Source organism: Devosia insulae DS-56, from assembly GCF_000970465.2.
In the GTDB taxonomy this organism is placed as follows: domain Bacteria; phylum Pseudomonadota; class Alphaproteobacteria; order Rhizobiales; family Devosiaceae; genus Devosia_A; species Devosia_A insulae.
The window spans coordinates 23,928-35,452 of sequence record NZ_LAJE02000063.1; the positions used below are offsets into that span (position 1 = coordinate 23,928).

Here is an 11,525-nt window from a genome sequence, read left to right on the forward strand (position 1 = left end):
TTGACATTCCCTGATGGGCGTTATCAGCATGTCCAATGTAAGTGCCTCATTCGAGGCCCCAGGGCGCAACCCGCATAAGCCGAGCCTATCATGGACCTCGACCAGATCAGAACCTTCGACCGGATCGCGCAGGATCTGAGCTTCACCAAAGCGGCGGCCAAGCTCAACGTCACGCAGGCGACGGTGTCGATGCGGATGCGGGCGCTCGAGGACCTGCTGGGGGTGCCGCTGTTCCACCGCGGCCGCAACATTGCGCTGACCGACCAGGGCATGACCTTCCTGCCCTACGCACGCCGCATCCTCCAAGCGGCGCAGGAGGCCAAGGAAGCCTTGCGCCGGGTGGAGCGCGGGCGCGTTTCCATCGGCTCGCTGCGAAGCCTCGTGTCGCCGCTGGTCACCGAGTCGCTGCTGCGCTTCCAGCAGAAATATCCGTCGGTCGATGTGGTAATCCACGAGGGGCGGCAGAGCCAGATCGCCGCCATGCTGCGCGAGCGCGATATCGAGCTGGGGATCCTCTGCTGGCCCAACCTCGATCCGCTGATCACTGACCTCGTGCCGCTCTTGGTGCTGCGCGAGCGGGTGCCGATGGTGACGACGCCGCAGATCGCCGCCGAACTGGGGCTCGAGCCCAAGATCGAGGACGTGCTGAGGCGGGTGCCGCGGTTGATCTCGATCAACTGGTGGCAGGTCTATCCCGATGCGGCGCTGGCGCTGTTCCGCCGCGCGCCGGTGTCGGTAGAGCTCCCCACCGGCCCGGCCCGGCGCATCGCCATCCGCGGCGAAGGCGTCGGATTCTTCGTCTACTCGGCCGTGGCCGACGACATCGCCGCCGGCCGCCTCACCGAGATCACCCCCATCGACGTCGACCCGGTGCACCGCGACATCGCCATGGTGGTGCGCAACGCCGCGGTGCTCGATCGCGAAATGCTGCGCGACTTCGCCACCGAGATCGCCGAGGAGTGCCGGAAGAACGGTACTATTCTCGAAACGACGCTGTTGCCGCCGACCGCCGCGAACGCAGCTTAGGCTGGCCTCGGAGTGCTTGGCGCCCCTCACCCCAGCCCTCTCCCCAGAGGGGCGAGGGGGCGATGTGGCAGGGGCGGTGCAAAGTGCGTCCCCTCGCCCCTCTGGGGAGAGGGTCAGGGTGAGGGGCGCCAAGCGCACCGCCGGACAACCTTGCCCCCATCGCACGGCTAAGCTTTAGTCCGGCGATGAACCAGCCACGCGACCTGCAGCGCGAGTTCTACGACATGCTGATGGAGAGCCAGTATTGGCTCCCCGAGACCATGCTCGCCTACCAGCGCAGCCAGCTGGCGCAGTTGCTGCGACATGCCCGGGCCAACGTGCCGTTCTACGAGAAGCGCCTAGATCCGGTGTTCACCCGCACCGGCGATATCGACTGGGATCGCTGGCACGAGATCCCGATCGTCACCCGCAAGGACATGCAGGAGCATCGAGACGCGATGCTGGCGCGGGAGCTGCCTAGGGGGCATGGTGCAACGGGGACAATCGAAACGTCGGGTTCGACCGGTATGCCGGTGAAGATCAGCATCAACCGGCTGACCGCAGTGGCCGCCAATGCGAACCGCTGGCGGGCACACCGCACCTACGACTTGGACTGGTCGAAGACCTACGCAGCGCGCGATGGGTACGCTGAGGCGGCAGAATGGCCGCACGGCCAGTCGCTCGGTCCATGGGGACCAAAATGGGATGAGCGGGCGCTGCAAGGCAACAGCTATCGCATCTCGCGCGGCACGGACGCTCAGCAGATGCTGGAGTTTATCAACCGCACGAACTCCGCCTACCTTTCTACCGGCCCGAAGCAGTTTCACGTCTACGCGCTGGAAGCGGAGCGCTTGGGGATGGAGAGCCGGCTTGACTGCGCAATGACCCACGGGGAGGGTGCGAGCAGCGGCGACTTGGAAGCCATCCGGCGCGTCTTCGGCGCCCGAGCTATGGAGACTTACAGCTCGAAGGAGGCTGGACAGATTGCCTATCCCTGCCGGCTTGGGAAGGGGCTGCATATCAATGCTGAAAGTGTGCTCGTCGAGATAGTAGGTGATGACGGGAAGCCGGTGGGCGCCGGTTCTTCCGGCCGGATCGTGGTGACCCCTTTCGTGAGCACCGCCCAACCCCTGATACGCTATGAACAGGGGGATACGGCTCTCGCCGGCGGCAGTTGCCTGTGCGGCCGCTCGCTGCCGATGATCGAAGCGGTAGAAGGTCGAAGCACAGCGATCTTCACCCACCCCGATGGCAGGGCCGTTTCTCGCATGCTCAACGAGTCGGCGCGCGAAATGCTACGGTGTACGTTCTGGCAGATTGCGCAGGTCGGCCCCCAACACTTCGAGGTGCGGTATGTGCCGAACGATTGGGCGACGCCCGGCGACGAGGCATCAGTTGATGCTCTCTACCGAGCCACCTTCTTCGAGGACTCCCAGCTGCAGTTTGTTCGAGTGAGGGAAATTCCCCTCACCGCCGCTGGAAAGTACTTGGAGTACGTCAACGAGTGGGACCGCGCCGGCTGAGCAGCGGCTCACCCTTACTGCAGGTTGATCTCCGTGTACTCGCATTCGCCGTAATCACCGCCCGGCACCGGGGACTCGCCATCGGGGCAATCCCAAGTTGTGGGCTCACCCGGCGTCGCCGTGAGCAGATCCCCCGCGGCGCTGAACAGGTCGAGCGCGCGGTTCGGCGGGTCGTCCTGGCGGTGGCGGTCGATGAGGCTCTTGTCCGGGTCGCCGCCGAAGTAACCCTTGATGCCGACTTTGGCGCTCCAGGCCCCGGTGTCGTAGGCGCGCACTTCGCCCACACCCGACAGCGGGAAGCCGAGGCCGGCGAACTGGTATTCGGTGGCGAGCTTCAGCGACTCACGCCCGAGGATCGAGGCGCCCCCGAGGCTGAGGCGCCAATCGTCGGTCGGGTACCAGGCCACATCGCCGATGGCGAAGAAGCCACTCTCGTCGGGCATCAGGAGATCGTCGTAGTCGATCGCCGCCCAGCCGGCCCAGCCTTCGAGGCTGATCCGGTCGAGATAGAGTTCCGCCTCGGGGCCGACCGCGGCGAGTCGCGAGCCATCGGCAAAAACCACACCGGCGGTAACACCGAGCAGGTAGGACGAGGGATCACGGGTGAAGGCATGCAGCGCCCCGCCGAATGACCAGCTGTCATCGATATTGCCGACGGCGACATCGCCCTGCACGCCGAAGCGCTCGCCGATTGGTACCGACAGTGAACCGGCGGCGCGGAAGATGGCGCTCTCCGGGTCGGAAATGCCGCCGGCATAAAGCTCCAGCTTGCCGTTGACCGCAGATACCGCGGGCAGCACCAGGTCGACATACTGGTCTTCGATCGGCTCGGGCGAAGTGAGTATCAAGTCGGCGGCAGATGCCGAAAAACCGAACGGTATCGAAAACACGCTGGCTAGCAGCGCTGCTTTAGTCACGCGCAAAACTGACATGGTCCGCCCTCAACAACTGAGCGAAAGACTTGCACCGCAACGGAAATCTGGCAAGGCGAGCGCGGGCATTTACTGGAAGATTTGATCACTGCCGTTGCGCAATTGCTGCAGCACGGCACCGCCGCAGCGGCCTATCCAACGGCCTGCCGGCTCGCTAAAACGGGCGCATTGCTAGGGATTTCACATGGCCGAACGCACTTTCGATTTCATTATCTGCGGCGGCGGCTCGGCGGCGTCGGTGGCGGCGATGCGGCTGGTCAGGGAGTTCGGCTATTCGGTGCTGATCATCGAGCGCGGGCCGCGTTCGACCAACCGGATCATGGCGATGCCGGCCGGCTACATGAAGTATCTGGCGCAGGACACTTTCCTCGAAATGCACAAGACGGTGCCGCAGCCGCAACTGGGCGGCCGGGCGCCGATCGTGCCGGTGGCGAAGGCGCTCGGCGGCGGCAGCGCGGTCAACGCCATGGTCTATATGCGCGGCCAGAAGGAAGATTATGACGGCTGGGCGGCCGGGTTGGGGAACACCGAGGAGTGGTCCTACGACGACATGCTCGGGCATTTCCGCGGGCTCGAGCGCAACACCCGCTTCAACGACCAGTTCCATGGCATAGCGGGGAACCTCAGGGTTTCCGACCCCGGCCATATCTCCGACACCACCGAGGATTTCCTGCTCGCGGCGCAGGGGCTCGGGCACCGCTACAACCCCGATTTCAACGGCGAGCGGCAGAACGGGGTGGGCATCATGCAGCACACCTACGGGCAATGGGGCCGCTACAAGGAGCGCTCGGACGGCAAGAAGGCGTTCCTCGACCCGCTGCGGCGCGACCGGCGGCTGACCATCGTCACCGAGGCGCGGGTCGACCGGATCATCATCGAGAACGGCCGCGCCGTCGGCGTCGCCTATACCCGCGATGGCGATCCGCACGAAGCACGGGCCGGGCGCGAAGTGCTGGTTGGCGCCGGCACCTATAATTCGGCAAAACTGCTGATGCTGAGCGGCATCGGGCCGGCCGACCATCTCGACGATTTCCAGATCCCGGTGCTCGCCGACCTGCCCGGCGTCGGCTCGAACCTGCAGGACCACCACGAAGTCCCGGTGATCGCCACCACCAAGGGCAAGTCGGGCTACTTCGGCCAGGACAAGGGCTGGCCGATGCTCCGCAACGGCTTGCAATACCTCTTGTTCAACTCCGGCCCGGTGACCACCACCGGCATCGAATCCTGCCTGTTCTACGACCCCGATGGCGGCGACCGGCCGACCATCCAGCTCTATTGCGCGCCGATCGTCTACCAGGACCGCGATGTGTCGAAGGCCAAGCCCACCTGGGGCGTCACCTTTACCTCGTGCCTGTTGCGCCCCAAGGCGCGCGGCACGGTGCGGCTGCGCTCGGCCGACCCCGCGGCGCAGCCTCTGGTCGACTGCAACTTCTTCGGCGACCCGGAGGACCTGCGGCTCACTCTCGCCTCGATGCGGCATGCGCGCCGGCTGCTCGAGACCGAGCCGTTCCTATCGAAGATCAAGGAAGAGATCCTGCCCGGCAGGGACGTGACCGACCTCGCTGGCATGACCCGCTTTGCGCAGGAGACGGTGAAGACCAATTACCACCCGTCGGGCTCCCTGAAGATGGGGCGCGACGACGACCCGATGGCGGTGGTCGATGCGCGGCTCAGGGTGCGCGGCGTCGAGGGCCTGCGGGTCATCGACTGCTCGATCATTCCGGCCATTCCATCGGCCAATACCAATGCCGCCGCCATGGCCATCGGATCGAAGGCGGCGACGCTGATCGCCAGGGACTACCAATGATCGAGACCGTCGAACTGCCGGAACTGATCGCCATCGGCGTCCTGGTCGAGGCGCACTGGAACGACTTGCCCAAAGCCATTCCGGCCGCCTGGACCCGGCTGTTCGAGACCGATACCGGCGCCAGCTCGTTTCTCGAAGTATCGCTGTCGCGCGATGATGGGGTTTACCGCGAACTGGTCGGCTATCTGGCGGCGAAGAAAACCGAGGTGCCTGACGGCATGGTGCGGATCGTCATTCCGGCGCAGCGCTACCTCAGGATCGTCCACGACGGACCGCTGGTCGAGATCGCCGCCGGGTTCGAAAAGCTCTATGCGCATGCCGCCGTGGCGGGGCTGAAGGCGACCGACTACAAACTCGATTTCGGCTATCTGCCGGGCCTCGCCGCGGGACGGCACGAGCTGCACGTGGCGCTCGAACCGGAGCCGCTGCGCCTCGGCTGAGACGCTGTTCACCGCGAGTTCAGGGCTGCTCCACCAAGAGCCCTGCCGACCTGAAAGGGATACGCCGATGTACCAGCCACCAGCCTTTCGCGAGACCGACCTCGAAACGCAGCAGGCGTTCATCGCCGCGCACCCGCTCGGGCTGTTGATCTCGGCCGGCGAGGGGCTGCTGGCCAACCCGATCCCGTTCCTGCTCTACGCAGCGGAAGGCCCACTGGGGACGCTGCGCTGCCACATGTCGCGCGCCAACCCGCAATGGAAGGCGCTGGGCCAGAACCCCGACGTGCTGGTGGTGTTCCAGGGCACCGAGCATTACATCACGCCCAGCTGGTACCCGCAGAAGGCAGTGGACGGCAAAGTCGTGCCGACCTGGAACTACGCCATCGTTCAGGCGCGTGGCACGGCCCGGGTGATCGAGGATGCCGCGTGGCTGCATGCCAACGTCTCGGCCCTGACGGCGCAGCACGAGGGCAGCCGGCAGAAGCCGTGGGCGGTGTCGGACGCGCCGGACGCCTTCATTGCCAGCCAGCTCAAGGGCATTGTCGGCATCGAGATCGAGATTGCCACCATCGATGCCAAGTTCAAGGCGAGCCAGAACCGCCCGGAGCTTGATCGGGTCGGCGTCGCCCACGGCCTCGCGGCGGAAACCGATGCCGAAGCGCCGGCGATGCGCGAGTTGGTGAAGGCCCGCGGCGGCATCTAGCCCATTTTCATGATCGATTGGCGCGTGAACGTCCCCTCACCCTGACCCTCTCCCCGGAGGGGAGAGGGGAAGCGAGACCACCAGCGGTGCCACAACGCCCCCTCTCCCCGCTGGGGAGAGGGTCGGGGTGAGGGGCAGTACCCCGCCAACCACGACGTGAAACACGCTAGCCGCTCTTGCCGTTTCATGGCGGCGCCTCCATCTACCGCCGTTCGTAACGTGAGCCCTGCCCTTATGAGCCTTCCCGCGCGCCGTCGGGCGCTGATGCTGGTCAATCCCAATGCCCGGCGCGGTACCGAGAGCCTCGATCCGATCGTCAACCGGCTGGAAGCCGGCGGCATCGACGTGGCGATCGAGCGGTTCAGCTCGCCGGGTGAAGTGGCGGCCGATATCGTCAGGCGCCGGCACGAGGCGGACCTCGCCATCGTCTGCGGTGGCGACGGCACCATCAATGCGGCGGCCAATGGCGTGGTCGCGGCGGGGCTGCCGATGGGCATCCTGCCGATGGGGACGGCCAACGACCTGGCGCGCACGCTCGAAATCCCGACCCAGCTCGAGCTCGCCGCCGACATCATCATTGCCGGCAACCAGCGCAAGGTCGATCTCGGCGACGTCAACGGCCACCCGTTCTTCAATGTCGCGACCATCGGGCTCGGCGCCGACCTCGCCATGGGACTGACGGCTGAGACCAAGCGGCGCTGGGGCCGGCTCGGCTATGCCATCGGGGCGCTCAAGGTGCTGATGCAGGCCCGGCCGTTCAGCGCCACCATCATCAACCGCGAAGGCACCTCGCAGGTCAAAACCTACCAGATCGCGGCGGGCAATGGCCGGCACTATGGCGGCGGCTCGGTGATCGAGCAGGATGCCAGCATCGAAGACGGCAGGCTCGACCTCTACAGCCTCGAGATCGACAATGTGTGGAAACTGGCGCTGATGCTCAGCGCCTTCCGCTCCGGCACGCATGGCGCCTGGGAAGAAGTGCGCACCGCCCGCTGCGTCGAATTCGACATCCGGACGAAGAAGCCGCGCCCGGTCAACCTCGACGGCGACATCGTCACCCAGACCCCGGCGCATTTCCGCATCCGCCCGGGTGCGATCACGGTGTTTGCACCGCCGGCCTCCTGAGCGTAGCGGCTACCTGAGGTTTCACATTGTGACCTAAGCGCACTGCCCCTCACCCCGACCCTCTCCCCGGCGGGGAGAGGGGGCGATGTGGTTCTGCCCGTGCAAAGTGCGTCCCCTCTCCCCTCCGGGGAGAGGGTCAGGGTGAGGGGAAGTACGCCCGACTGAAAGTCCGGCGCGCTAGTCCACCGCCAGCCGCAGAAGTGCCGCGAGGGCGTCGCCATTGGCTGAGGGCGAGGCGTAGCGGTGGGCGGCGTAGTAGCCGAGCAGCGCCAGATACAACCCCTCGGCGCGGCGCTGCGCCACGTCCGGGGCATGTCCCGCCAGTTGCAATTCATCGCGGAGATAGTCCACGCGGCGGGCGTCGATCAGGCGGACGCGCGCCGCTGTCGCTTCGTCCTGGCCGGCCCAGGCCCGGATGGCGCCTTCGACTGCCGAGACCTCCGCCCCATGCACGTCGAACTGCACGGCCTCCTCGAGCACGGCATCGAGCCGCGCGGCGGGCGTCGGCAGGTGCGCCGCGGCGGCGATGACCTGCTCGGTGCCTTCGTCTTCCCACAGCGTCAGCAGCGCGTCGAGCAGGTCGGCGCGATCGCGAAAATGCCAGTAGAACGAGCCCTTTGAAGTCTTGAGCTGCCGCGCCAGCGCCTCGACCCGCACCCCGTCCACACCCGCCGCGCCGAGCGCCACCGTGGCGGCAATGATCCAATCCATGCGGCTGAGGCTCTCGGCTTTGCTCACGTCATTGCTCTCCTGCCACCAAATCGTCTGACCGCGACCTGCCGTCGCATCCATACGCTACCGTATGGACAGGCGTTGGTGATGCCGATACATACGGCACCGTATGGTCGCCTGCAATGCACTGGAGGGATCCAAGATGAGCGCACCTCAAAACGCCAAGGCCGAGGCCAGCCCCGGGTGGCGCCTCGCCGTCTGCGGCATCCGCATCGAATGCGGGGCGCTGCGTCTCGCCGCCATCGTCATCGCGGCGCTGCCGCGCTCGAAAGCTTGAGGAGGGTCGGATGCTGAAATGGGCTGGATGGACGATGATCGGGATGAGCCTGCTGCACCTGATCGTCCTCGGCACGGACGCCATTGCGCTGCTGCCGGCATGGCTGTCGGGGCATCTGTGGACGCTCGAGCATTGGCAGCCGGTGGCAACGCAAAGCCCCGACATGGCAGCCAATGGCGCGGTGTTCCACGCGACGCTGGGCAGCTTCGCGCTGCCGATGCTGGTGTTCGGCGCCCTGGTGCTGTGGATGGATCGGCGCGGCCTCGTGCCGCCGGCCTTTGTCGGCTGGGGCATCGGCGCCTGGGCGCTGCTGGCGGGGCTGGTGATGGAGCCGAGCGGCTATCCGCTGGGGCTCATTCCGGCGGCGCTGCTGGTGCTGGCGGCGTGGCGGCGGACCGTTCCGGCGTGAGCAGTTCCGCCTCGTGGGTAACGGTGCTATGATCGACGGGCCGGCGCCCTCGGCCCGGCAATGATCACGGGAGGCCGCCTATGCAAGGTATCCGCCACGAAAACGTCGATCACGGACTCGAAACCCAGCACGAACTGCATTTGTTGCCGTGGCCGTTCCTGGTCGCGCTGTTCGCCGTGCTGGTGCTCGTGGTGTTCTTCGTCGTCGCCAACTAAAGCGACGGCCATAGCCGGCGGCCCGGGATGAGAGGTTGCCGCATCTGCGGCGTTTCACCGCCGCCGCGCCCCCTCGCCCCTCTGGGGAGAGGGCCGGGGTGAGGGGCGCCAAGCACACAGAAAGCTCAGGCTAGGTCACAGCGGGATTCACTGACTTCGCGTCCTTGGCTACCCCTCACCCTGACCCTCTCCCCAGAGGGGCGAGGGGACGCGAGACCACCGACGGAGCAATACTGGGAGAGCGGTCGGCCTGCGCGGCCCTGGTGAGGGGGCCTTCCCCCCGCTCTAAGCACTGCCAATGATGATCCCCGCCGCGAACACCAGCGCTCCGCCCACCACCACCTGCAAGGCGGCGCGCCAGAATGGGGTTTGCATGTAGCGGTTCTGGATGAATGCGATGGCCCACAGTTCGATCACCACCACGGCGATGGCGACGCCGGTCGCAGTCCAGAAATGCGGGATCAGGTAGGGCATGGCATGGCCGAGTCCCCCCAGCGTGGTCATGGCGCCGGTGACGACGCCGCGGGTGAGGGGTGAGCCGCGCCCGGTAAGCTTGCCGTCATCGGCGGCCGCTTCAGTGAAGCCCATCGAAATGCCGGCGCCCACCGCGGCGGCGAGCCCGACGAGGAAGGTCGACCAGGTATTGCCGGTGGCGAAGGCCGCGGCGAACACCGGGGCCAGCGTCGATACCGAGCCATCCATCAGCCCGGCGAGACCGGGCTGCACATAGGTCAAGAGGAACTGCCGGTGCTCCTCGCTCTTTTCGGCGGCCCGCTCCTCGGCGCCGAGCGCCTGCTCTTCGAGCTTGCCGGCAAGGTTGGCGTGCTCGCGCTCCTCGACCGCGAGATCGCCGAGCAGCTTTCGGACCTCGACATCGGTGGTTCGCCCGGCCGCCTCGGTGTAGAAGCGCGACGCCGCCGCTTCCATCTCGAAGGCCAGCTGGCGTACCGCCTCCAGACTCATGGTTTCCATCAGCCAGACGGGCTTCCGCTCAATGAAGCCGCGGACATGCTCGCGCCGGATCGGCACCAGGCGCGAACCGAACTTTTCCACATAGAGGTCGAGCAGCCGGCGCCGATGCCCGTCTTCCTCGGCCGCCATGCCCTCGAACACCTTTGCGGTCGCCGGGTAGCGCGAAACGAAGCGCTCGGCGATTTCGGCGTAGATGGCGCCATCCTCCTCTTCGGCGGCGACCGCCAGGGAGAGGATCTCGCGTTCGTCGAGCGAGAGGAAATCCCGCCGATGCGGGTGAAGAAGTCGTGCAAACATAGCGCTCTAGCCATTCAGTTTAGAATTATTCTAAACGTGAGAAACGGCCGCGGCAAGCCCGGTCATGCCTTTCGCTGATATCGAGCAAAGGCCGAACCTTGTTCGAACCTCGCTAGGCTCGCGCCGCCGGACGCACGCGGCGGAACCCGGCCAAAATCGATAATCGGAGGAAGACCCATGTTTTTGCGATTGAGCCTCGCCATCGGCCTCGTTGCGGCCGCCACCCTTGGCGCCTCAGCTCAGAGCGCCACCGAAAGCTGGCGGCTGGGCGGGCTGAAAATGCCGGAATCGGTGATCTTCGACACAGCCAATGACCGGCTGATCGTCACCAACATGGTGACCTTCGGGCCCGATGGTGGCGCCGACGGCTACCTGTCGATCGTCTCGCCCGACGGCAAGCTCGTCACCGAGCAGTGGACCGGTGGCCTCACCGACCCCAAGGGCATGGCGATCGTTGGCGACCGCCTGTTCGTCGCCGACAGCAATGGGCTGGTGGAGATCAAGCTGAGCGACGGCTCGATCGTCACCACCCACGCGCTCGAAGGCGCGATGTTCCCCAATGACGTCACCAGTGACGGCACCGATATCTATGTCAGCGACCTGATGGGCTCGGCGATCTACAAGCTCGCCGGCGGCACGGTGGAGAAGTGGCTGGCCGACGAGAAGCTGGCGACCCCGAACGGGTTGTTCATCGACGGCAAGAAGCTGATCGTCGGCTCGATGGGCACCGGCATGAAGCCCGACTTCAGCTTCGACAGCAAAGGCGGGCTGCAGGCGGTGGACCTCGCCACCAAAGCCATCACGCCGCTGACCGGCGCCATGGAAGTGGCCCTCACCGACGGCGTCGCCCGGCTCGGCGACAGCCTGGTGTTCGACGACAACCCTGATGGTACCATCCTCAGCTATGCCGACGACAAGGTGACGACGCTGACCACGCTGGCGCCGGGGGCAGCGGACCTGTGGGTTGAGGGGAAGGTGGTGTATGTGCCGCTGACGCAGACTGGGGAGTTGGTGGCGCTGACGGTGGAGTGAGGCAAGCTTCGCTCTGAAGGGCTGGTGCGGGAAGCGCACCCCCCACCCTGTCCCTC

At 66.1% G+C, this 11,525-nt stretch carries 13 protein-coding genes; 10 read left to right on the top strand and 3 right to left on the bottom strand.

Translation table 11 applies throughout. The annotated features are described in order from the left end of the window. Positions 1-90 precede the first annotated feature (90 nt). Entirely contained in the window at positions 91-1,026 is a 936-nt protein-coding gene (locus VW23_RS03570; protein WP_069908218.1) for a LysR family transcriptional regulator, read from the top strand. A 185-nt stretch (positions 1,027-1,211) separates the two neighbouring features. Next, positions 1,212-2,528: a phenylacetate--CoA ligase family protein gene (locus VW23_RS03575; protein ID WP_069908219.1), complete on the top strand. Its 1,317-nt coding sequence runs from the start codon at positions 1,212-1,214 to the stop codon at positions 2,526-2,528. A gap of 14 nt (positions 2,529-2,542) precedes the next feature. Here the strand turns inward: VW23_RS03575 and VW23_RS03580 are convergent, their stop codons facing one another. Beyond that, positions 2,543-3,460, bottom strand: a complete 918-nt coding sequence (locus VW23_RS03580; RefSeq protein WP_069908220.1) for a hypothetical protein — start codon at positions 3,458-3,460, stop codon at positions 2,543-2,545. A 184-nt stretch (positions 3,461-3,644) separates the two neighbouring features. On the opposite strand from VW23_RS03580, the gene VW23_RS03585 reads away from it, so the two are divergent. The 4 genes from VW23_RS03585 (at position 3,645) to VW23_RS03600 (ending at position 7,535) form a co-directional block, all read left to right on the top strand. Next, positions 3,645-5,267 (top strand): GMC family oxidoreductase, encoded by a 1,623-nt coding sequence (locus tag VW23_RS03585; RefSeq protein WP_069908221.1) that lies wholly within the window; start codon positions 3,645-3,647, stop codon positions 5,265-5,267. Then, positions 5,264-5,707 (top strand): GyrI-like domain-containing protein, encoded by a 444-nt coding sequence (locus VW23_RS03590; protein ID WP_069908222.1) that lies wholly within the window; start codon positions 5,264-5,266, stop codon positions 5,705-5,707. The genes VW23_RS03585 and VW23_RS03590 overlap by 4 nt, the downstream gene beginning before the upstream one ends. 67 nt (positions 5,708-5,774) lie before the next feature. Then, positions 5,775-6,410 carry an FMN-binding negative transcriptional regulator gene (locus VW23_RS03595; protein WP_069908223.1) on the top strand — a complete coding sequence of 212 codons (636 nt, stop codon included), beginning with the start codon at positions 5,775-5,777 and terminating at the stop codon, positions 6,408-6,410. A gap of 234 nt (positions 6,411-6,644) precedes the next feature. After that, a complete protein-coding gene (locus VW23_RS03600; RefSeq protein ID WP_069908224.1) occupies positions 6,645-7,535 on the top strand; it encodes a lipid kinase in 891 nt (296 codons plus the stop codon). Between the two features lie 177 nt (positions 7,536-7,712). On the opposite strand, the gene VW23_RS03605 is transcribed toward VW23_RS03600, so the two are convergent. Further along, entirely contained in the window at positions 7,713-8,273 is a 561-nt protein-coding gene (locus tag VW23_RS03605) for a TetR/AcrR family transcriptional regulator (protein WP_069908225.1), read from the bottom strand. Positions 8,274-8,409: 136 nt separating this feature from the next. Here VW23_RS03605 and VW23_RS29615 point away from each other — a divergent pair, with 136 nt between their 5' ends. From VW23_RS29615 to VW23_RS29620, 3 genes are all read left to right on the top strand, one after another. Then, positions 8,410-8,544 (top strand): hypothetical protein, encoded by a 135-nt coding sequence (locus VW23_RS29615; protein WP_280138959.1) that lies wholly within the window; start codon positions 8,410-8,412, stop codon positions 8,542-8,544. Positions 8,545-8,554: 10 nt separating this feature from the next. After that, positions 8,555-8,953, top strand: coding sequence for a hypothetical protein (locus VW23_RS03610; protein WP_069908226.1), 399 nt, complete (start codon positions 8,555-8,557; stop codon positions 8,951-8,953). An 80-nt stretch (positions 8,954-9,033) separates the two neighbouring features. After that, positions 9,034-9,168, top strand: coding sequence for a hypothetical protein (locus VW23_RS29620; RefSeq protein ID WP_280138960.1), 135 nt, complete (start codon positions 9,034-9,036; stop codon positions 9,166-9,168). A 285-nt stretch (positions 9,169-9,453) separates the two neighbouring features. Here VW23_RS29620 and mbfA read toward each other — a convergent pair whose 3' ends face one another. Next, complete coding sequence (gene mbfA, locus VW23_RS03615; RefSeq protein WP_069908227.1) at positions 9,454-10,437, bottom strand: iron exporter MbfA; 984 nt, start codon at positions 10,435-10,437, stop codon at positions 9,454-9,456. 177 nt (positions 10,438-10,614) lie between these two features. Between mbfA and VW23_RS03620 the strand changes: the two genes are divergently transcribed. Then, the gene (locus VW23_RS03620) at positions 10,615-11,469 is read left to right on the top strand and encodes an SMP-30/gluconolactonase/LRE family protein (protein WP_084645487.1); all 855 of its coding nucleotides are present in this window, start codon (positions 10,615-10,617) and stop codon (positions 11,467-11,469) included. Positions 11,470-11,525 lie beyond the last annotated feature (56 nt).

Coding starts and splice junctions, on each gene's coding strand:
- VW23_RS03580 (WP_069908220.1), bottom strand. CDS start 3,460: ATGTCAGTTTTGCGCGTGACTAAAGCAGCGCTGCTAGCCAGCGTGTTT.
- mbfA (WP_069908227.1), bottom strand. CDS start 10,437: ATGTTTGCACGACTTCTTCACCCGCATCGGCGGGATTTCCTCTCGCTC.
- VW23_RS29620 (WP_280138960.1), top strand. CDS start 9,034: ATGCAAGGTATCCGCCACGAAAACGTCGATCACGGACTCGAAACCCAG.
- VW23_RS03595 (WP_069908223.1), top strand. CDS start 5,775: ATGTACCAGCCACCAGCCTTTCGCGAGACCGACCTCGAAACGCAGCAG.
- VW23_RS03570 (WP_069908218.1), top strand. CDS start 91: ATGGACCTCGACCAGATCAGAACCTTCGACCGGATCGCGCAGGATCTG.
- VW23_RS03590 (WP_069908222.1), top strand. CDS start 5,264: ATGATCGAGACCGTCGAACTGCCGGAACTGATCGCCATCGGCGTCCTG.
- VW23_RS03610 (WP_069908226.1), top strand. CDS start 8,555: ATGCTGAAATGGGCTGGATGGACGATGATCGGGATGAGCCTGCTGCAC.
- VW23_RS29615 (WP_280138959.1), top strand. CDS start 8,410: ATGAGCGCACCTCAAAACGCCAAGGCCGAGGCCAGCCCCGGGTGGCGC.
- VW23_RS03575 (WP_069908219.1), top strand. CDS start 1,212: ATGAACCAGCCACGCGACCTGCAGCGCGAGTTCTACGACATGCTGATG.
- VW23_RS03620 (WP_084645487.1), top strand. CDS start 10,615: ATGTTTTTGCGATTGAGCCTCGCCATCGGCCTCGTTGCGGCCGCCACC.
- VW23_RS03600 (WP_069908224.1), top strand. CDS start 6,645: ATGAGCCTTCCCGCGCGCCGTCGGGCGCTGATGCTGGTCAATCCCAAT.
- VW23_RS03585 (WP_069908221.1), top strand. CDS start 3,645: ATGGCCGAACGCACTTTCGATTTCATTATCTGCGGCGGCGGCTCGGCG.